The following is a 20,968-nucleotide window of genomic DNA, read 5'->3' as shown; positions in this document are numbered from 1 at the left end:
CTTGCACCCCGGTATTTCACGATCGCTTTTGCAGGTGCATGGAATGACTCAACCTTCTGCCAGGCCGCTGGCCTGGGTCAACGGCAGCGACGCCCCGGAAAAAAGCGCAATCAATCTTGGCTTCATGGCCCTGAGCGACTGCGCCTCGCTGGTGGTCGCCGCCACGCAGGGCTTCGCTCAGCCTTACGGCCTGACGCTGAACCTCAAGCGTCAGACTTCGTGGGCCAATCTGCGCGACAAACTGGTCAGCGGCGAACTCGACGCCGCGCACAGCCTGTATGGCCTGATCTACGCGGTGCATCTGGGCATCGGCGGCGTGGCGCCGACCGACATGGCGGTGTTGATGGGCCTCAACCAGAACGGTCAGAGCCTCAACCTGTCCCACGGCTTGCAACGGCTCGGCGTGACCAGTCCTGAAGCGCTCGACCGCCATGTGCACCATTCGCGCGCAAAACTCACCTTCGCGCAGACCTTCCCCACCGGCACTCACGCGATGTGGCTGTATTACTGGCTGGCGAGCCAAGGCATTCATCCGCTGCGCGATGTCGACAGCGTGGTGGTGCCGCCGCCGCAAATGGTCGCGCACTTGCAGGCCGGACGTATCGACGGTTTCTGCGTCGGCGAGCCATGGGCAGCCAGCGCGGTGCAACAGGATCTCGGTTTTACCTTGGCGACCAGCCAGACCATCTGGCCCGATCACCCGGAAAAAGTCCTCGGCTGCACCCGCGCCTTCGTCGAGCAGTATCCGAATACCGCACGGGCGCTGGTGATGGCGATTCTCGAAGCCAGCCGTTTCATCGAAGCAAGCCCGGAAAACCGCCGCAGCACCGCACAGTTGCTGAGCGCGCCGGAATATCTCGACGCGCCGGTTGCCTGTATCGAACCGCGGTTTACCGGCGACTACGCCGACGGCCTCGGCAATCGCTGGCAAGATCCGCACGCGCTGCGCTTTCATGGCGACGGCTCAGTCAATCTGCCGTACCTGTCGGACGGCATGTGGTTCATGACCCAGTTCCGCCGCTGGGGTTTGCTGCGTGATGACCCGGATTACCTCGGCGTCGCCCGTCAGGTGCAGCAACTTGCGTTATACCGCGACGCCGCCACTGCCGTCGGTGTCCCCACGGGCGCGGGAGATATGCGCAGCAGCCAATTGATCGACGGCAAAATCTGGGACGGCAGCGATCCAGCCGGCTACGCCCGCAGTTTCAAATTGCACGCGCTGAGCGACAGCGCTGCCCTTCTCGCTCGCCGCTGACAGGAGATCGCGAACATGCTGCGCATTCTGCTGATCAACGACACCGCAAAAAAGGTCGGGCGCTTGAAAGCCGCGTTGACCGAGGCCGGATTCGAGGTCATCGATGAATCGGGATTGACCATCGACCTGCCCGCGCGCGTCGAAACGGTGCGCCCGGACGTGATCCTGATCGATACCGAGTCACCGAGCCGCGATGTGATGGAGCAAGTGGTGCTGGTCAGCCGCGACCAACCACGGCCGATAGTGATGTTTACCGACGAGCATGACCCCGGCGTGATGCGTCAGGCGATCAAGTCCGGGGTGAGTGCCTACATCGTCGAAGGCATTCACGCACAACGTTTGCAGCCGATTCTCGACGTGGCGATGGCGCGCTTCGAAAGCGACCAGGCCCTGCGCGCCCAATTGCATGCCCGCGACCAGCAATTGGCCGAGCGCAAGCGCATTGAGCTGGCCAAGGGCTTGTTGATGAAGATGAAGGACTGCAATGAAGAAGAGGCCTACACGCTGATGCGCCGCCAGGCCATGAGCCGCCAGCAGAAACTGATTCAGGTTGCGGAGCAGATCATTGCCATGAGCGAGTTGCTGGGCTGAGGTTTGCGGTGCCTGTGAAGGCCCCATCGCGCAAGTCGAATCGTCGCACCGCAGCTCCCACAGGTTTCCTAGTCGTACACAGAGTTCGTGATTAACGCAGAACCTGTGGGAGCGGGCTTGCCCGCGATTGGCCGCTACTCGGTCTCGAACTGTTGGCACAGTTCTCGCTAAGTAATCACTACAGGTAACCAACGGCGGTTGCCCCACCTACGACAAAGACGTCGCTCACCCTCCTCGCCCACAAGCGATCCGGGTAGCGGCGTTTTTGCGTTTTGGCCCCACAGCCCGGGGCCGGTGGTGCGGCCGTGGCGGCGCTCCACTTGCTGGTCAATGACTCCTTCTCGAGATTCTTTACAGCTGAGGTGCGCGATGAATAAAAGCTTCTGGAAATCCGGCCATACCCCGACCCTGTTCGCGGCCTTCCTCTATTTCGACCTGAGCTTCATGGTCTGGTATCTGCTCGGCCCGCTCGCGGTGCAGATCGCCGCCGACCTGCACCTGACCACGCAACAGCGCGGCCTCGTAGTCGCAACGCCAATCCTCGCTGGCGCCGTGCTGCGCTTTGCGATGGGCATGCTCGCCGATCGGCTGTCGCCGAAAACCGCCGGGCTGATCGGCCAGGTGATCGTCATCTGCGCACTGTTCGGCGCGTGGAAACTGGGAATTCACAGCTACGAACAAGCGCTGATCCTCGGGCTGTTCCTCGGCATGGCTGGGGCATCGTTCGCCGTGGCCCTGCCGCTCGCGTCGCAGTGGTACCCGCCAGAGCATCAAGGCAAGGCGCTGGGCATTGCCGGCGCCGGCAACTCTGGCACCGTGCTCGCCGCGTTGATCGCACCCGTGCTGGCGGCCGCGTTTGGCTGGAGTAACGTGTTCGGCTTCGCCGTGATTCCATTGATCCTGACGCTGGTGCTCTTCGCATGGATGGCGAAAAACGCTCCTGAGCGGCCGAAAGCCAAATCCATGGGGGACTACTTCAAGGCCTTGGGCGACCGCGACAGTTGGTGGTTCATGTTTTTCTACAGCGTGACCTTCGGCGGTTTCATCGGCCTGGCCAGCGCCCTGCCCGGTTATTTCAACGATCAGTACGGCCTGAGCCCGGTAACCGCCGGTTACTACACCGCTGCCTGCGTGTTCGGCGGCAGCCTGATGCGTCCGTTGGGTGGCGCGCTGGCTGATCGTTTCGGCGGCATTCGCACCCTGCTGGCGATGTACACCGTCGCGGCGATCTGCATTGCTGCGGTCGGTTTCAACTTGCCAAGCTCCTACGCCGCACTGGCACTTTTCGTCTGCACCATGCTCGGTTTAGGCGCAGGCAACGGCGCAGTGTTTCAACTGGTGCCGCAGCGGTTTCGCCGCGAGATCGGCGTGATGACCGGTCTGATCGGCATGGCCGGCGGTATCGGCGGTTTTGCTCTGGCGGCGGGAATGGGTGCGATCAAGCAGAGCACCGGCAGCTATCAACTGGCGCTGTGGTTGTTTGCCAGCCTTGGTGTGCTGGCGTGGTTCGGCCTGCATGGCGTGAAGCGTCGCTGGAGAACCACTTGGGGCTCGGCGGCCGTGACCGCTGCGCGGGTCTGAGGACCAAGTGGCTCTGCAACTGAGTTTCGCCGACGCCAGCGCCACCGGCCCACGGGCGGAGAACCAGGACGCTTTGCGTCTGGTCACTCCAGCCCCGGCGCTGGCGGCGAGCAAGGGCTTTCTGTTCGCCATCGCCGACGGCGTCAGCCAGTGCGCCGATGGCGGGCTCGCCGCGCGCTCGACCTTGCAGGCACTGGCGCTGGACTACTACGCCACCCCGGAAACCTGGAGCGTGGCGCAGGCACTGGACCGCCTCCTTCTCGCCCAAAATCGCTGGCTGCAGGCCAATGGTGGCGGCCAGCCGCTGCTCACCACGGTCAGCGCTCTGGTCATGCGCGGCAGGCGTTTCACCCTGGCGCATGTGGGCGATTGCCGGGTTTATCGCTGGCATGCAGACACCTTGCAGCGCATCACCGACGATCACGTCTGGGATCAGCCGGGCATGCAGCATGTGCTCAAGCGCGCCCTGGGCCTGGATCAGCATCTGGTGCTGGATTTTCTCGACGGTGAATTGCGTGAGGGCGAGAGCTTTGTGCTGCTCAGCGATGGCGTGTGGTCGACGCTGGGGGATACGGCGATTGCGGCGGTTCTGCGGGATCAGCCAGATCTGCCCGCAGCTGCGCAGACACTGGTCGGCGCTGCGCATCTGGCGGGCAGTCAGGACAACGCCAGCGCATTACTGGTGCGAGTCGATGCGCTGGGTGAGGCGAATATTGGTGATGCGTTGATGCATCTGCAGCAATGGCCGCTGCCGCCGTCCTTGAAACCGGGCCAGACCTTTGAGGGCTGGCAGGTGCAGGGGATCGTCGCTCAGAGTCAGCAATCGCTGCTGTATCGGGTACTCGATGGACAAGGCCAGCCGTGGCTGTTGAAAACCTTGCCTGTGCGCCTGGCCGATGATGCGGAGGCAGGTCAGGCGTTACTGTCGGAAGAATGGTTTCTCAAGCGTGTAGCCGGGCGGCATTTTCCTGAAGTGCACGCGCTGACTCAACGTCAGCATTTGTATTACGTGATGCGTGAATATTGCGGCTCGACTTTGGCGCAACTGTTCGAACAAAGCGGCCCGCTCCCCTTGGCGCAATGGCAGGACTTGGCTGAACGGCTGCTGCGTGCAGTCGGCCTGCTGCATCGGCGGCAGATCCTGCACCGCGACATCAAACCGGAGAATCTGCTGCTGGGCGATGACGGCGAGTTGCGGCTGCTGGATTTGGGTCTGGCGTATTGCCAAGGATTGTCCGAAGACAAGCCGTCAACTTTGCCGGGCACGCCGAGCTTCATCGCGCCGGAAGCCTTTCGCGGGGATGCGCCCGCTGCGCAGCAGGATTTGTATGCGGTGGGTGTGACCTTGTATTTCCTGCTTACCGGGCATTTTCCCTACGGCGAGATTGAGGCGTTTCAGCGTCCGCGATTCGGCGTATCAGTGAGTGCCAGTCGCTATCGACCGGATCTGCCGGAGTGGCTGGCGCAAAGTCTGGAGCGCGGCGTCGCGGCGGAGCCTTTGCAGCGTTTTGAAACGGCGGAGGAATGGTTGCTGGTGCTTGAGCAAGGCGAGCGCCGCAGCTTGACTGTGCGACCACGGCCATTGCTGGAGCGGGAGCCGCTGAAGGTCTGGCGGACATTGGCGCTGGTGGCGTTGTTGGGGAATCTGGTGCTGCTGTATTTGCTGTTTCATCAGCCTTGATCCGACGCTTCAAAACCGAGCGCGATGCCTCGCGACGGTGCATCGAAAACCCTGCCCCCACAACGGAAGCCCTTTAATCACGGCGCTTGCGCCACTTGGCACAACCACTGCATTACCTGTTTCAACTTACATAAAGTCCAACCTTCAACGACGAAGGCCGGGCTTCCCGAGAGAACGGGACCAGGACAAAGGCGTCCTCGCTAGGCAACTAGCGGGACGCCTTTTTTTGTTTGCGCATTATTTGTCGAGCAAGGCCTGACTGCCCACAAGAGGCAAGCCCCAAGCTCCCCGGAGAACCTGATGAAAAAACTCAAACTGGTGATGATCGGCAACGGTATGGCCGGGGTCCGCACCCTCGAAGAACTGCTCAAGCTGAGCGACGAGCTGTACGACATCACGGTCTTCGGCGCCGAACCGCACACCAACTACAACCGCATCCTGCTGTCGCCGGTGCTGGCCGGTGAGCAAACTTTCGAAGAGATCGTGCTCAACGATCTCGACTGGTACCTGGAAAACAACATCAAGCTGCTGCTCAACCGCAAAGTGGTCGAGATCGACCGGGGCAAACGTCGCGTGATCGCAGAAGACGGCACAGAAGCTGAATACGATCGCCTGCTGATCGCCACCGGTTCGACCCCGTTCATCCTGCCGATCCCCGGCAACACTCTGCAGGGCGTGATCGGTTACCGCGACATCGCCGACACCCAGGCGATGATCGACACCGCAAAAACCTACAAGCACGCCGTGGTGATCGGCGGCGGCCTGCTCGGCCTCGAAGCCGCCAATGGTCTGATGCTGCGCGGCATGCACGTCACCGTGGTGCACATCGGCGAGTGGTTGCTGGAACGGCAACTGGACAAGACCAGCGGCCAACTCCTGCAAACCGCCCTCGAATCCCGTGGCCTGCACTTTCGCCTGTGCGAACAGACTCAAGCCCTGCACGACGCCGGCAATGGCCGGGTCGGCTCGGTGCAGTTCAACAACGGCGAAATCATCCCCGCCGATCTGGTGGTCATGGCCGCAGGCATCCGTCCCAATACCGAACTCGCGGAAAAATCCGGCATCCCGTGCAATCGCGGGATTCTGGTCAACGACACCCTGCAAACCTACGACCCGCGCATCTACGCCATCGGCGAATGCGCCAGCCACCGTGGCATCGCCTACGGACTGGTGGCGCCGCTGTTCGAACAGGCCAAGGTCTGCGCCAATCACCTGGCACAACTGGGCTTCGCCCGTTATCAAGGTTCAGTGACTTCGACCAAATTGAAAGTCACCGGCATCGACCTGTTTTCCGCCGGCGACTTCATGGGCGGCGAAGGCACCGAAACCATCACCCTCTCCGACCCGATCGGCGGGGTGTACAAAAAACTGGTGATCAAGGATGACGTGCTGGTCGGCGCCTGTCTGTACGGCGATACGGCGGATGGCGGTTGGTATTTCCGACAGATTCGTGAGAATCACGCCATCGGCGAGATCCGCGATCACTTGATGTTTGGAGAAAACGCTTTAGGCGATGTAGGACACCAAGGCCAGGACAAAGCCATGAGCATGGCCGACAACGCCGAAGTCTGCGGCTGCAACGGCGTGTGCAAAGGCACCATCGTCAAGGCGATTCAGGAACACGGGCTGTTTAGCGTCGATGACGTGAAGAAGCACACCAAGGCTGCCAGTTCCTGCGGCTCCTGCGCCGGACTGGTCGAGCAGATCCTGATCAATACCGTCGGTGGCGCGGCCGACGTCAAACCGAAAAGTGAAAAAGCCATCTGCGGTTGCAGCGACCTCAACCACGGGCAGATCCGCCAAGCCATTCGCGAGCAACACTTGCTGACCATCGCCGGCAGCATGAGCTACCTCAACTGGCGCACCCCGAACGGTTGCGCCACCTGCCGCCCGGCGCTCAACTACTACCTGATCTCAACCTGGCCGGGCGAAGCCAAGGACGATCCGCAATCGCGCCTGATCAACGAGCGTGCACACGCCAACATTCAGAAAGACGGCACCTACTCGGTGGTGCCACGCATGTGGGGCGGTGTGACCAATCCGTCCGAGCTGCGGCGGATTGCCGACGTCGCCGACAAGTACAACGTGCCGATGGTCAAGGTCACCGGCGGCCAACGCATCGACTTGCTGGGGATCAAGAAGCAGGACTTGCCGGGCGTGTGGAAAGACCTCGATATGCCGTCCGGCCACGCCTACGGCAAATCCATCCGCACCGTTAAAACCTGCGTCGGCAGCGAGTTCTGCCGCTTCGGCACGCAGAACTCGACGCAACTGGGCATCGAACTTGAGCACGACCTGTTCAACATGTGGTCGCCGCACAAAGTGAAACTGGCGGTCTCCGGTTGCCCACGCAACTGCTCGGAAGCGGGGATCAAAGACGTAGGAATTATCGGCGTCGATTCCGGCTGGGAGATGTACATCGGTGGCAACGGCGGCATCAAGACCGAAGTCGCCGAGTTCTTCGTCAAGCTGAAAACTGCCGAAGAAGTGCGCGAATACAACGGCGCGTTTTTGCAGCTGTACCGCGAAGAAGCCTTCTACCTCGAACGCACCGTGCACTACATGCAGCGCGTTGGCATGGAGCACATCAAGAAGGCTGTGCTGGAAGATCCCGAGCGGCGCAAAGCGCTGAACGAGCGCCTGCAATTCTCCTTGTCGTTCGAACAGGACCCTTGGAAAGAGCGCCTCGCGCAGCCGCACTTGAAGAAAGAATTCGATGTCATTCCTGTGAAAAACCTGGAGGTGCCGGCATGAACTGGCTGGATATCTGTGCCCTCGAAGAGATCAACGCCCTCGGTTCGCGGATCATTGCCGGGCCGAAGGGTGACATCGCGATTTTTCGCACAAGCGACGATGAGGTTTTCGCCCTCGATGACCGCTGCCCGCATAAGGGCGGGCCACTGTCACAAGGTCTGATCTACGGCAAACGCGTGGCCTGCCCGCTGCACAACTGGCAGATCGACCTGGAGTCCGGCGAAGCCCAGGCCCCGGATATCGGCTGCGCGCACCACCACCCGGCTCGAGTGGAAAATGGCCGCGTGCAACTGGCCCTGCGGGATGCCGTCTGATGAGCCGCCAGACGACCGCCTCGACCTGCTGCTATTGCGGGGTCGGCTGCGGCGTCCTGATCGAGCACGACGGCGAGCGCATTCTCGGCGTCAGCGGCGATCCGGCGCACCCGGCCAACTTCGGCAAATTGTGCAGCAAAGGCTCGACCCTGCACCTGACCGGCGACCTGGCGGCGCGCGCGTTGTACCCGGAACTGCGCTTGGGCAAAGGCCTGTCGCGTAGCCGCTGCGACTGGGACACCGCGCTCGATCATGCGACTCAGGTGTTCGCCGAAACCATCGCCGAGCATGGCCCGGACAGCGTGGCGTTCTACATCTCCGGGCAGTTGCTGACCGAGGACTATTACGCCTTCAACAAACTGGCGCGGGCGCTGGTCGGCACCAACAACATCGACAGCAATTCGCGGCTGTGCATGTCCTCGGCAGTGGTCGGCTACAAGCGCAGCCTCGGCGCCGATGCGCCGCCGTGCAGTTACGAAGATCTGGACCTGAGCGATTGCGTGATGATCGTCGGCAGTAACATGGCCTACGCCCATCCGGTACTTTTTCGTCGCCTCGAAGAAGCCAAATCGCGCCGTCCACAGATGAAAGTCATCGTTATCGATCCACGGCGCACCGACACTTGCGACCTCGCCGATCTGCATCTGGCGATCCTGCCGGGCACAGACGTCGCGTTGTTCCACGGGATTTTGCATCTGCTGTTGTGGGAAGACTGGATCGACCGCGACTTCGTCAACGCACATACCGAAGGCCTCGCCGAACTGAAGGGTCTGGTGCGCGATTACACCCCGACCATGGTTTCCCAGCTGTGCGGAATCAGCGTAGAGCAATTGCAGCAGTGCGCCGAGTGGGTCGGCACCTCACCCAGTTTTTTGTCGTTGTGGTGCATGGGCCTGAATCAGTCCACCGCTGGCAGCGCGAAGAACAGCGCGCTGATCAATCTGCACCTGGCCACCGGACAAATCGGCCGGCCCGGCGCAGGACCTTTCTCGCTGACCGGTCAGCCAAATGCCATGGGCGGACGGGAAACCGGCAGTTTGTCCAATCTGCTGCCCGGTCACCGCGATGCGACCAACCCTGAGCATCGCGCCGAAGTGGCCGAATATTGGGGCGTGGATTCGTTGCCAGAAAATTCCGGTCTCAGTGCGATTGAGCTGTTCGAGCAAGTGCGCAGCGGCAAGATCAAGGCGTTGTGGATCGCCTGCACCAACCCCGCGCAATCGATGCCGGATCAAACCGCTGTGCGCGCGGCGCTGGAGGCTTGCCCGTTCGTGGTGTTGCAGGAAGCTTTCCGTACAACTGAAACCGCCGCGTTTGCCGACCTGCTGCTGCCTGCCGCCAGTTGGGGCGAAAAGGAAGGCTCGGTGACCAACTCCGAACGGCGGATTTCCCACGTGCGCCAGGCCATTGTCGCACCCGGTGAAGCACGGCCGGACTGGGCGATCACGGTGGATTTCGCACAACGCCTGGAGAAACGTCTGCGTCCGCAGCAGCCGAGCCTGTTTGCCTTTGATCACCCGACGCAGCTGTTCGATGAGTTCAAAGCGCTGACCCGTGGCCGCGATCTGGACTTATCGGGCATCAGCCATGCGCTGATCGATGAGCTTGGGCCGCAGCAGTGGCCGTTCCCTGCCGGAGCACGGCAAGGCACGACGCGCCTGTACGTCGACGGCATATTTCCTACGGCCAGCGGTCGCGCGCAATTTGTCGCCGATCCTTATCGCGCAGCCAAAGAACAGCGCGATGCACGTTTCCCGCTGACCCTGATCACCGGCCGCCTGCGCGATCAATGGCACGGCATGAGCCGCACCGGCACCGCCGCGCAATTGTTCGGACACGTCAGCGAGGCCGTGCTGAGTCTGCACCCGGACGAACTGCGTCGGCACCGGTTGCAGCCGGGCGATCTGGTCAATCTGAAAAGCCGTCGTGGCACAGTGATTGTCGCGGTCGGCAGCGACGACAGTGTGCGTCCGGGCCAGGCTTTTCTGCCTATGCACTGGGGTGACCGGTTTCTCAAGGGCGGGGTGAACACTTTGACACTGCCGGCCTTTGACCCCCTCTCGAAACAACCCGAACTCAAACACAGCGGCGTACGCCTTGAAACGGTGGATTTGCCTTGGCAGCTTTTCGCTCTGATTGAGGGCGATGTTCAACGGCATTTCGAGACACTTCGACCGCTGTGTGAGGCGTTTTCCTACGTCAGCCTCAGCCTTGTCGGCCGGGAACGCCCTGCATTGCTGATACGCGCCGCCAGCGCGGTTGCGCCAGATCCGCAGTTACTGCGGCAGATTGACGAATGTTTGAGCTTGATTGACGGGCCGGTACTGGCTTACGACGACCCGCGCCGCGCCATTGGCAAACGAGTACGCATCGAAAACGGCCGGATCACCGCCATTCGCCTCGCTGGCGAAACCCTTGCGCAACATTGGTTGCAAGGCCTGTGGCTGGAGGGCCGCGCGGACGAGCAGTTGCGGCGCTGGCTGCTGGCACCGATGAGTGCGCCACCGGGCAGCACCGGAACGCAGCTCGCTGCGGATACAACCCTGTGCAACTGCAACAACGTCAGCCAAAGCGCAGTCTGCGCCGGCATTCGCCGGGGTCTGGACTTGCCGGGGCTGAAACAAGAATTGGGCTGCGGCACGCAATGCGGCTCCTGCGTCCCGGAAATCAAGCGTTTGCTGGCGGCCAATGTGCAGCCGGTTGCCGTCATCTGAAGAGGAAACATCATGAACGCGAAAGTCTGGCTGGTGGGCGCAGGCCCTGGCGATCCGGAATTGCTCACGCTCAAAGCCGTGCGTGCGCTGCGCGAGGCAGATGTGGTGCTGATTGATGATCTGGTCAACGCAGCAGTGCTGGAACACTGCCCCGGCGCGCGGATCATTGCCGTCGGCAAGCGCGGTGGCTGTCGTTCAACGCCACAGGCATTCATCCATCGACTGATGCTGCGCTACGCGCGCCAAGGCAAATGCGTGGTGCGGCTCAAGGGCGGCGATCCGTGTATTTTCGGCCGTGGTGGTGAGGAAGCGCAGTGGCTGCGTGAGCGTGAGATTGAAGTGGAACTGGTGAATGGCATCACCGCCGGGCTGGCCGGGGCGACGCAATGCGATATTCCGCTGACGTTACGCGGCGTGGCGCGTGGTGTGACGCTGGTCACGGCGCACACGCAGGACGACAGTCAGTTGAACTGGCAGGCGCTGGCGCAGGGCGGGACGACACTGGTGATTTACATGGGTGTGGCCAAGCTCAGCGAAATTCGTGAGCAGCTGTTGGCTGGCGGCATGGCGGCGGCTACGCCGGTGGCGATGATCGAAAACGCTTCCCTGCCGGAGCAGCGCGAATGTCGCAGTGATCTGACGGCTATGGAGGAGGATGCACGTGCATTTGAATTGAAGAGCCCGGCAATTCTGGTGATCGGTGCCGTTGCCGCTCGGGCAGGATCAAAAGATCGTCCGATTGCGGCCCGAGCCTGCGGCAGCTCCTACATTCAGAGCGCGATCGCCCGGTAGCAAATACCGGCAGTCAAATCGCAGACAAAGAAAAGCCCGGCCTAAGCCGGGCTTTCCTCAGAGCGGCAGCTAATTACTTAGCTTGAGCTTCAACCTGCGCTTCTACGCGACGGTTTACAGCGCGGCCAGCGTCAGTTTTGTTGTCAGCAACTGGGCGAGTTTCGCCGTAGCCAACAGACTGAACGCGGGACGATTCAACACCGTACTGGTTGGTCAGAACTTGCTTAACGGCGTTTGCACGACGCTCGGACAGTTTCTGGTTGTAAGCGTCAGGACCGACGGAGTCAGTGTGACCTTCAACAGTAGTGGTGGTGGATGGGTACTGCTTCATGAAGTCAGCCAGGTTTTTGATGTCGCCGTAGCTGTTGGTTTTAACAACAGATTTGTCGAAGTCAAATTTAACGTCCAGCTCTACACGTACAACTTCAGCAACTGCTGGGCAGCCATCAGCGTCAACAGTTACGTTGGCTGGGGTGTCCGGGCACTTGTCAACGTTGTCGCATACGCCGTCGTTGTCGCTGTCGGAGCAGACTTCAGCTGGTGCTGGAACTGGAGCAGCAGCAGGCTTGGAGCCGCCACCGAAGTTCACACCGATACCAACGCTAGGAGCCCACTCGGTGTCGCCCTGGTCGATATTGTATTGAGCTTCAACGCCAGCACGGGCGTAGAAGTTCTCGGTGAAGTACAGCTTGGCACCGCCGCCAACGTTGGCGAAGGTGGAACGGTTGCGACCGTTCGAACCGTTCTGGTCGATGCTCTGGTCAGAGAAACCGGCCGAAACGTACGGACGCAGCATGTCGCCCGGGTTGTTGAAGTGGTACAGAGCGTCCAGAGCGGTGTTAGCGCCCTTTACGTTCTTGCCGTCGTTGGCACGTACGTTGTGCACTTCGTCGTAGCCCAGACGCAGTTCAACGTCGTCGGTCAGGAAGTAACCAACAGAGCCGCCGAACAGGTTGCCGTTGTTCTTGAAGTTACGAGCGCTGTCGAATTGTTCTTTCTTAGCGAAGCCTTCGATTTCAACTGCGCCTTGGCCTTGTGCCAGAGCGCCGAACGAAGTGGCGGCAATCAAAGAACCAATGGCCAAGCCCAAGGTGTTTTTCAGTTTCATCCGTTAAATCCCCATCTGGTGATTGTGAAGCAGTCCCGCAAACCGGGGGACAACTCGGCGGCAAGTCTATCAGAACTTGCCTACACGTAAGAGATATTTGCGCCGAACTAAGTTTCAGCAATGCCTGCAAATTTCTCACGCAATTTATCTAGAGCACGTTTGTAACGCATTTTTGTCGCACTCAAACCCATGTGCATGATGTCTGCGATCTCCTGAAACTCCAGCTCTGCGACAAATCGTAGCACCAGAATTTCGCGGTCAATCGGGTTCACATACACCAGCCAGCGATCAAGCCCGCCCTTGTCCTCGGGGTTCGGCGTCTTCTCTTCAGACGCTTCCTCGAGGGGGTCAAGACTCAATGCGTCCATCAAGCGACGCTTTCGCCGTTCCTTCCGATACTGCGTGATGCATTCGTTGTAAGTGATGCTGTACAGCCAGGTTTTGAACTTCGATTTCCCCTCGAAGTTCTTCAAGCCGTACAGCACCTTCAACATCACTTCCTGACAGACATCGTCTGCGTCGCGATCGTTCCCAAGATATCGCGCACAAACGTTAAATAATGTTCGTTGGTAACGCCGCATCAGCTCTTCATAGGCGCGCGTCACGTGAAACAGCTCGGTGTGCGAGCGCGCGACCAACTCCTCATCAGAGAGCTCGCGGGGGTCGTAGCGCGTAGATAGCGTATGGGCTTTATTCAAAACAAGTCGTGCCGACAGTCAGGTCAATGTCCGCCGCAACCAGCATCAGCTGGCATTTCGCGGCGGCATACATTAGCAGGGTTTGCCGGGTTAGCGGCTACTCACATGCTGTTCCAGCAGGATCCGATTGGAAAGAGAGACTAGCTCACCCTCATCGGTCAGCAATGTGGTTTTAACCGTGCCGATCTCTTCGATCTGGCCTTCGACCTCGCCAACACGCACTTGTTGCCCAACCTGATACAACTCACGCACATAGATTCCCGCAAGAATCTGACCGGCAATTTCCCGGCTTCCCAAGCCCATGGCCAGCGCAACTGCCAGACCAACGGTAATCAAAACGATGACAATCACATGGTTCAGCAGGTCGGTCTTGACCTCAAGCTGACTGATCGCGACCGAGATGCTGATGATGATAACCAGGCCCTGGGCAATTCGCCCAAGTCCTGAAGCGTAGTCCAGCCCTACGCCTTCTGCCGCCCCGCGCACCAGCCCGTTGGCCAATTGTGCGAGCAGAACACCCACCAACAACACCAGCGCGGCGCCAAAAACTTTCGGCAAATACAACGCCAGCATGTCGAGCGTAGCTGAAACTCGTTCAAGGCCAAGGGATTCTGCCGCAGAAACCAAAAATATCAGCAGAACGAACCAATACACAATTTTTCCGATCAACGTCGAAATCGGTACTTGCAGCCCCGCACGGGACATTAATTTAGTCAAACCGGTGCCGCCCATCAAGCGGTCAAGACCGAGTTTGGCCAGCAATTTGGACAGCAACGTGTCGAGCAACTTGGCCACCACGAAGCCCAACAGCAGCACCACCAGTGCGCCGAACAGGTTCGGGATGAAATTGGCGACTTTGGTCCACAACGCAGTCATTGCAGTGACGAGGCTCTGAGTCCAGAGATCAAGTTCCATATTCAATCAGCCTTATCAGCGGTGCGAGCAACAGGTTTACGAAGACGGGAAACCGGCGAGACATGCGCCGATCCATTATTCAAAGCGATCATCAGCGCGGGCAGCCAGCGGCCCAGCAGGCTGAACAGATCACCGGCGCCGACCTGGCGGTTGGCGGTTTTGAGCACGCGGCCCAGGGCCGCATCGTCGTCGCGAGCGGACGGCGAGGCGTTGAGCATGTCGCGCAGAGACTGTTCAAACGGATCGTGCATACGCACCTCTCGTGATGTCTGTGAAAGACGCGGGCAAATTTGGTCGGGTCACATGCTGCATATTCATACCCAGCGCAAACGTCGGAACAACCACCATTGCCCGAGTGCCACCGAGGCCATCAGCAGGCATGCCACCATGAATCCGTAGGGACTTTCCGAGAACGGTATTCCGCCGACATTGATGCCCAGCAGACCGGTGAGAAAACTCATCGGCAAAAAGATCCCGGTGATGATCCCGAAGCGGTACATGGTGCGGTTCATACGCACGCTCAAGCGCCGGTCTTCGGCCTCCAGCACAAGCCCCACGCGCTCTCGGGTCAATTCGAGCTCTTCGAGATAGCGCGTCAGGCTGTTGTTCAATTCGTTCCAGTAGTCGGCATCATCATCGACAAACCATGGCAGTTTTATCCGCGTCATTTGCCCAAAAATATCCCGTTGCGGAGCGAGGAAACGCTTCAGCCCGGCAGCCCGACGACGGATGTGCAAAATCGAGCCATGCTCGGGGGTATACCGTTCGTCGGCATCCATCTTTTCTTCTTCCTCATCGGCGATTTCCGAGAGGCAAGTCACCAGGTCCTGCACTTTATTGGTGAGGAACTGCGCCAGATACAGGATCAGTTCAGACGACGTTTTCGGGCCTTTGCCCTCTGCCAAATCCGCCAACAACTCATCGGTTGCGCGCAACGGGCGCAAACGCAGGGAAATAACTCGCTGCGCCGAGGCAAAAATGCGCACCGAGACCATGTCTTCCGGCTCAGCGCCGGGGTTCAAATTGACCCCGCGCAAAAACAGCAAAAGCTCGGAATCCGGCAGCGGCAACAGGCGTGGCCGGGTGTTTTCTTCCAGCAACAGGTCGCAGGTGAACTCATTTAGCCCACTGGATTTACGCAACCAGGTCTGGGTTTGCGGGTGACTGCGATCCCAATGCAACCACAGGCTCTCGTGGGCCTGCAGTTGCAACTCGTCGAGATCAGTCCGGGCTATCGAACGCGCGCCGCCTTTACCGTCAAGCACCAGGGCATGCACCAGCCCCCATTGCGCGTTTTCTTCCTCGAACATCCTCACCCCTAATGATTACCGCGATTTATTCAGGCATTTGCAGCGGGCTTGGCGAGATGATCACGCCATTGTTATCCGCATAGATGTAGTGGCCCGGATGGAACGTCACACCGGCAAACGTCACGGCGACATTCAGGTCGCCGATCCCGCGTTTATCGGTTTTCATCGGGTGGCTGGCCAGTGCCTGCACGCCCAGATCGGTCTGAGCGATGACATCGACATCGCGAATGCAACCGTAGATCACCAGCCCTTCCCAGCCGTTCTTCGCAGCCTTCTCGGCGATCAGGTCGCCCAACAGCGCGCGACGCAGGGAACCGCCGCCATCGACCACCAGCACCTTGCCGTTGCCCTTGAGTTCCGCTTGTTCTTTGACCAGCGAGTTATCCTCGAAGCATTTGATGGTCACGATCTCGCCGCCGAAGGAATCACGGCCGCCGAAATTGCTGAACATCGGTTCCAGCACCTGCACCAGCTCCGGATACGCATCGCACAGGTCAGGCGTAAGGTAATGGTTCATCGAAAAACTCCTGTCAAAGGAAGACGATCAAGGATGTCGAACGGTCGCTGTTCACCTTAGCCCATGGCATGGTCGCCGACAGCACCTGAACAAACGCTGAAACGTAATAGCCAAATGGCCACTAAAAATGACCAGAACCACTGAATCCGTCATATCTTAGCCGCAAGCAAGCCTGAACGAAATGCCTTCGTCAGTTCAAACAGCTTTCGCCAGGCCGGCCGCCTCAGCCAACAGCGGTGTCTGCTGATCAGCCAACCAGCGCGCCACCAACGGCCAGACCTCAGCCTGCGCGGCTTTGCTGACCAGCATTTCGACGTGGCCAAAATTATCTTTGAAGCCCTGCTCGCGCCCAAGATTGATGAACTGCTTATGCTCGGAGCCGATCTGCTCGAACAGTTTCTGGCAGGCCCACGTCGGATCCTGATGATCGCCCGCCGCGCTCACTGCCAGTACCGGCACCTGAACCTCGGCCAGACCCGCCCACCAGTCCTTGTCCTTGTCGCCGAAACGTCCGAACAGGCCGTACCAGCGCATGCTTTCCAGCGCCAGACCGATCGGCTCGTCCTCCGGGCCACGCTTGAGCCGCGAACCTGAGAGTTGCGCAAAGCGCTTGAGAATGAAGCGCCCGCTCCACTCCACCGGCGGGATTTTCAGCGGCCAATAGGTGCGGCTGACCTGCGTTCCGAAAAATGCCGCTGACGCCACCGCAGGCTCACCGAGGTATTCCCCGCCAAGCGCCGCAGCCAGCGTGATGCCGCCCAGCGAGTGACCGATCCAGTGCGGAATCTGCCCACTCTGCTCGCGCACAAACGCAGCAATCGCCGGCAGATCGTAGCGCGCGTAATCGGCGACGCGGTTTTTGCGGTAGTTCTGGTTGCGCTGGGACAAGCCATGCCCGCGCATTTCCGGAATCCACACGTCGTAGCCCAGCCGCGCCAGATAAGCGCCGAGACCCAAGCCCTTGGGCGAAAACCAGAAGCGTCGATTGGAAAAACTGCCATGCAGCAGAATCACCGGCACGCCGCGCGCCAGCGATTCATCGGCCATGCCCAGACGGGTCACGGCGATTTCCACCGACCAGTCGGGGCTGTTGCCCGGCTTCAGGCGATACACATCTTCGCTCAGATCGCCGCGCCGCTCGGCGCTGATCAGGGCGACAGGAAATAGGTTGCTGCTGCTTTGCATAATGCTCTTGCACAAAAAAGGGCGGCGTCCAGAGGAGCCCGCCCTGTTTCAATCATAAAGCGACCGGTCAGTGACCGGCCGCTTCACTCACCGATCAAGCCTGAGCCTGACCCTCAGCCAGGAAGAACCAGGTTTCCAGCACGGAATCCGGGTTCAGCGACACGCTTTCGATGCCCTGCTCCATCAGCCAGCGCGCCAGATCCGGGTGGTCCGAAGGACCCTGACCGCAGATGCCGATGTACTTGCCAGCCTTGTTGCACGCCTGAATCGCGTTCGACAGCAGCTTCTTGACCGCTGGATTACGCTCGTCGAACAGGTGCGCGATGATCCCGGAGTCGCGATCCAGACCCAGCGTGAGTTGAGTCAGATCGTTGGAGCCGATCGAGAAACCGTCGAAGAATTCGAGGAATTCTTCCGCCAGAATCGCGTTGGATGGCAGTTCGCACATCATGATCACGCGCAGACCGTTCTCGCCGCGCTTCAAGCCGTTCTCTGCCAGCAGATCAACAACCTGGCTGGCTTCGCCCAAGGTTCGAACGAACGGCACCATGATTTCGACGTTGGTCAGGCCCATCTCGTTGCGCACACGTTTCAGCGCACGGCACTCGAGTTCGAAGCAGTCACGGAACGATTCGCTGATGTAACGCGAAGCGCCACGGAAGCCCAGCATCGGGTTTTCTTCTTCCGGCTCGTAGAGCTTGCCGCCGATCAGGTTGGCGTATTCGTTGGACTTGAAGTCCGACAGACGCACGATGACCTTTTTCGGGGTGAACGCAGCGGCCAGGGTGCTGATACCTTCGACCAGTTTATCGACATAGAAGCCGACCGGATCGTCGTAACCGGCGATGCGCTTGTCGACGCTGTCCTTGATTTCCTGCGGCAGACCGTCGTAGTTCAGCAGTGCTTTCGGGTGCACGCCGATCATGCGGTTGATGATGAACTCCAGGCGGGCCAGGCCCACACCGGCGTTCGGCAACTGCGCGAAGTCGAAGGCGCGATCCGGGTTGCCGACGTTCATCATGATCTTGAACGGCAGATCCGGCATGGCGTCCACGGAGTTCTTCTTGATGTCGAAGCCCAGCTCGCCTTCGAAGATGTAACCGGTGTCGCCTTCAGCGCAGGAAACAGTCACGCCCTGGCCATCTTTGAGCAACTGAGTGGCGTTGCCGCAACCCACGACTGCCGGGATGCCCAGTTCACGGGCGATGATCGCCGCGTGGCAGGTACGGCCGCCACGGTTGGTGACGATGGCGCTGGCGCGCTTCATGACCGGTTCCCAGTCCGGGTCGGTCATGTCGGAAACCAGCACGTCGCCCGGCTGGACTTTGTCCATTTCCGAGACGTCCTTGATGATCCGCACCTTGCCCGCGCCGATGCGCTGGCCAATTGCACGACCTTCCACCAGCACAGTGCCGGTTTCTTTCAGCAGGTAACGTTCCATGACGTTGGCCTGGGTGCGGCTTTTCACGGTTTCCGGACGCGCCTGCACGATGTACAGCTTGCCGTCATCACCGTCCTTGGCCCACTCGATGTCCATCGGGCAGCCGTAGTGCTTCTCGATGATCATCGCTTGCTTGGCCAGCTCGCTGACTTCAGCGTCGGACAGACAGAAACGTGCGCGATCAGCCTTATCGACGTCGATGGTCTTGACCGATTTACCGGCCGTGGCGACTTCGCCGTAGATCATCTTGATCGCTTTGCTGCCCAGATTACGGCGCAGGATCGCCGGACGACCGGCTTCCAGCGTGCCTTTGTGGACATAGAATTCGTCCGGGTTCACCGCGCCTTGCACAACGGTTTCGCCCAGACCGTAAGCGCCGGTAATGAACACCACGTCACGGAAACCGGATTCGGTGTCAAGGGTGAACATCACGCCGGCGGTACCGGTTTCCGACCGCACCATGCGCTGCACGCCAGCAGACAGGGCGACCAGTTTATGGTCGAAGCCCTGATGCACGCGGTAGGAGATAGCACGGTCGTTGAACAAGGAGGCGAACACCTCTTTGGCAGCGCGGATAACGTTTTCCACGCCACGAATGTTCAGGAAGGTTTCCTGCTGACCGGCGAAGGATGCGTCCGGCAAGTCTTCGGCGGTGGCGGAAGAGCGCACGGCCACGGCCATGTCAGGATTGCCGGCCGACAGCGCGGCGAACGCGGTGCGGATCTCGGCGTTGAGCTTTTCAGGGAATTCGGCGTCCATGATCCATTGACGGATCTGCGCACCGGTCTTGGCCAGGGCGTTGACGTCGTCAACGTCGAGGGCGTCGAGCGCGTCGTGGATCTGCTGGTTCAGACCGCTCAGTTCCAGGAAGTCACGATAGGCCTGCGCGGTGGTGGCGAAGCCGCCGGGGACCGAAACACCGGCGCCGGCCAGGTTGCTGATCATCTCGCCCAGGGATGCGTTCTTGCCCCCCACATGCTCAACATCGTGTTTGCCGAGCTTATCGAGGGAAACTACGTACTCTACCAAGGTGATCTCTCCACTAACTGTGTTGGAAAAGCTCAGAAACCGGCTGCTCGGGGGAGCGTTGGCCGGTTGTATGGCCTGGACCTGGAAAATAAGTGAGAATGCTGGCCAATGGCGGCCGGCAAATCGCGCCTATCATATCCAAGATTGACTATTAGCTTAAGGCCCAAGGTGCAAATGAAACGATCTGCTTTCTTTATCTCCGATGGCACCGGCATTACTGCCGAAACCCTGGGTCAAAGCCTCCTGGCGCAGTTCGAAAACATTACCTTCAGCAAATTCACGCGACCGTACATCGACAGCGTGGAAAAAGCGCGGGCCATGGTACAACAAATCAACAAAGCCGCCGAAACCGACGGCTTCCGGCCGATCATCTTCGACACCATCGTCAATCAGGACATTCGTGAGATTCTCGCAACGTCCAATGGTTTCATGATCGACATCTTCTCGACCTTCCTCGCCCCGCTCGAGCAGGAACTGACCGAGCATTCTTCCTACACCGTCGGCAAGTCGCATTCGATCGGCCACAACTCCAACTATATGGAGCGCATCGAGGCGGTGAACTTCGCCCTCGACAACGATGACGGCGCCCGCACCCACTATTACGACAAGGCCGACCTGATACTAGTGGGCGTGTCGCGTTGTGGTAAGACGCCGACGTGCCTGTACATGGCCATGCAATTCGGCATCCGCGCGGCCAACTACCCGCTGACCGAAGACGACATGGAACGCCTGCAACTGCCGGCCGCCCTGCGCGCGCACCAGCACAAACTGTTCGGCCTGACCATCGACCCGGATCGCCTGACCGCGATCCGCAACGAACGCAAACCCAACAGCCGCTATTCGAGCTACGCCCAGTGCGAATTCGAAGTGCGCGAAGTGGAAAACCTGTTCCGCCGCGAGAACATCCCGAACATCAATTCCACGCATTTTTCGGTGGAGGAGATATCGGCAAAGATTCTGGTGGAGAAAGGCGTCGAGCGGCGCTTCAAATAACCCCCGCGTCCCTGTAGGAGCTGCCGAAGGCTCGGGCCGCGTTCGGACGATCTTTTGATCTTCAAAAAACAAGATCAAAAGATCGCAGCC

The 20,968-nt window shown here is 59.9% G+C and carries 17 protein-coding genes; 9 read left to right on the top strand and 8 right to left on the bottom strand.

Annotated elements, in window-relative coordinates; translation table 11 throughout:
• Positions 1 to 43: 43 nt before the first annotated feature.
• The 8 genes from ACP7BN_RS15530 to cobA all read left to right on the top strand — a co-directional run bounded on the left by ACP7BN_RS15530 (position 44) and on the right by cobA (position 11,682).
• The gene (locus ACP7BN_RS15530) at positions 44 to 1,255 is read left to right on the top strand and encodes a CmpA/NrtA family ABC transporter substrate-binding protein (RefSeq protein WP_426205119.1); all 1,212 of its coding nucleotides are present in this window, start codon (positions 44 to 46) and stop codon (positions 1,253 to 1,255) included.
• Between the two features lie 15 nt (positions 1,256 to 1,270).
• On the top strand, positions 1,271 to 1,846 hold the full coding sequence (locus ACP7BN_RS15525) for an ANTAR domain-containing response regulator (RefSeq protein ID WP_042558507.1): 576 nt from the start codon (positions 1,271 to 1,273) through the stop codon (positions 1,844 to 1,846).
• A gap of 369 nt (positions 1,847 to 2,215) precedes the next feature.
• Positions 2,216 to 3,427 carry a nitrate/nitrite transporter gene (locus ACP7BN_RS15520; protein ID WP_426205118.1) on the top strand — a complete coding sequence of 404 codons (1,212 nt, stop codon included), beginning with the start codon at positions 2,216 to 2,218 and terminating at the stop codon, positions 3,425 to 3,427.
• Between the two features lie 7 nt (positions 3,428 to 3,434).
• Positions 3,435 to 5,108: a protein kinase domain-containing protein gene (locus ACP7BN_RS15515; protein ID WP_426205117.1), complete on the top strand. Its 1,674-nt coding sequence runs from the start codon at positions 3,435 to 3,437 to the stop codon at positions 5,106 to 5,108.
• 300 nt (positions 5,109 to 5,408) lie between these two features.
• Complete coding sequence (gene nirB / locus ACP7BN_RS15510) at positions 5,409 to 7,862, top strand: nitrite reductase large subunit NirB (RefSeq protein WP_426205116.1); 2,454 nt, start codon at positions 5,409 to 5,411, stop codon at positions 7,860 to 7,862.
• Positions 7,859 to 8,176 (top strand): nitrite reductase small subunit NirD, encoded by a 318-nt coding sequence (nirD, locus tag ACP7BN_RS15505; protein WP_102900776.1) that lies wholly within the window; start codon positions 7,859 to 7,861, stop codon positions 8,174 to 8,176. The genes nirB and nirD overlap by 4 nt, the downstream gene beginning before the upstream one ends.
• The gene (locus ACP7BN_RS15500) at positions 8,176 to 10,890 is read left to right on the top strand and encodes a molybdopterin-dependent oxidoreductase (RefSeq protein WP_426205115.1); all 2,715 of its coding nucleotides are present in this window, start codon (positions 8,176 to 8,178) and stop codon (positions 10,888 to 10,890) included. The genes nirD and ACP7BN_RS15500 overlap by 1 nt, the downstream gene beginning before the upstream one ends.
• Before the next feature lie 12 nt (positions 10,891 to 10,902).
• On the top strand, positions 10,903 to 11,682 hold the full coding sequence (gene cobA, locus ACP7BN_RS15495; RefSeq protein ID WP_426205114.1) for a uroporphyrinogen-III C-methyltransferase: 780 nt from the start codon (positions 10,903 to 10,905) through the stop codon (positions 11,680 to 11,682).
• Between the two features lie 73 nt (positions 11,683 to 11,755).
• Here cobA and ACP7BN_RS15490 read toward each other — a convergent pair whose 3' ends face one another.
• The 8 genes from ACP7BN_RS15490 to ppsA form a co-directional block, all read right to left on the bottom strand.
• Positions 11,756 to 12,790 (bottom strand): OmpA family protein, encoded by a 1,035-nt coding sequence (locus tag ACP7BN_RS15490; protein ID WP_420648810.1) that lies wholly within the window; start codon positions 12,788 to 12,790, stop codon positions 11,756 to 11,758.
• Between the two features lie 107 nt (positions 12,791 to 12,897).
• On the bottom strand, positions 12,898 to 13,488 hold the full coding sequence (sigX, locus tag ACP7BN_RS15485; protein WP_420648811.1) for an RNA polymerase sigma factor SigX: 591 nt from the start codon (positions 13,486 to 13,488) through the stop codon (positions 12,898 to 12,900).
• 90 nt (positions 13,489 to 13,578) lie between these two features.
• A complete protein-coding gene (locus ACP7BN_RS15480) occupies positions 13,579 to 14,403 on the bottom strand; it encodes a mechanosensitive ion channel family protein (protein WP_007916401.1) in 825 nt (274 codons plus the stop codon).
• 2 nt (positions 14,404 to 14,405) lie between these two features.
• Positions 14,406 to 14,654: a CrfX protein gene (locus tag ACP7BN_RS15475; RefSeq protein WP_420648812.1), complete on the bottom strand. Its 249-nt coding sequence runs from the start codon at positions 14,652 to 14,654 to the stop codon at positions 14,406 to 14,408.
• Positions 14,655 to 14,717: 63 nt separating this feature from the next.
• Positions 14,718 to 15,713, bottom strand: a complete 996-nt coding sequence (locus tag ACP7BN_RS15470; RefSeq protein WP_426205113.1) for a zinc transporter ZntB — start codon at positions 15,711 to 15,713, stop codon at positions 14,718 to 14,720.
• Between the two features lie 25 nt (positions 15,714 to 15,738).
• The gene (gene rraA / locus ACP7BN_RS15465; protein ID WP_420648814.1) at positions 15,739 to 16,230 is read right to left on the bottom strand and encodes a ribonuclease E activity regulator RraA; all 492 of its coding nucleotides are present in this window, start codon (positions 16,228 to 16,230) and stop codon (positions 15,739 to 15,741) included.
• 195 nt (positions 16,231 to 16,425) lie between these two features.
• Entirely contained in the window at positions 16,426 to 17,415 is a 990-nt protein-coding gene (locus tag ACP7BN_RS15460) for an alpha/beta fold hydrolase (RefSeq protein ID WP_426205112.1), read from the bottom strand.
• A 94-nt stretch (positions 17,416 to 17,509) separates the two neighbouring features.
• A complete protein-coding gene (gene ppsA / locus ACP7BN_RS15455) occupies positions 17,510 to 19,885 on the bottom strand; it encodes a phosphoenolpyruvate synthase (RefSeq protein ID WP_420648816.1) in 2,376 nt (791 codons plus the stop codon).
• A 174-nt stretch (positions 19,886 to 20,059) separates the two neighbouring features.
• Here ppsA and ppsR point away from each other — a divergent pair, with 174 nt between their 5' ends.
• Positions 20,060 to 20,878: a posphoenolpyruvate synthetase regulatory kinase/phosphorylase PpsR gene (gene ppsR / locus ACP7BN_RS15450; RefSeq protein WP_007951980.1), complete on the top strand. Its 819-nt coding sequence runs from the start codon at positions 20,060 to 20,062 to the stop codon at positions 20,876 to 20,878.
• Positions 20,879 to 20,968 lie beyond the last annotated feature (90 nt).

The organism is Pseudomonas sp. TWP3-1 (assembly GCF_049896625.1).
Classification (GTDB): Bacteria; Pseudomonadota; Gammaproteobacteria; order Pseudomonadales; family Pseudomonadaceae; genus Aquipseudomonas.
This window is presented reverse-complemented; position numbering and strand designations above follow the sequence as displayed.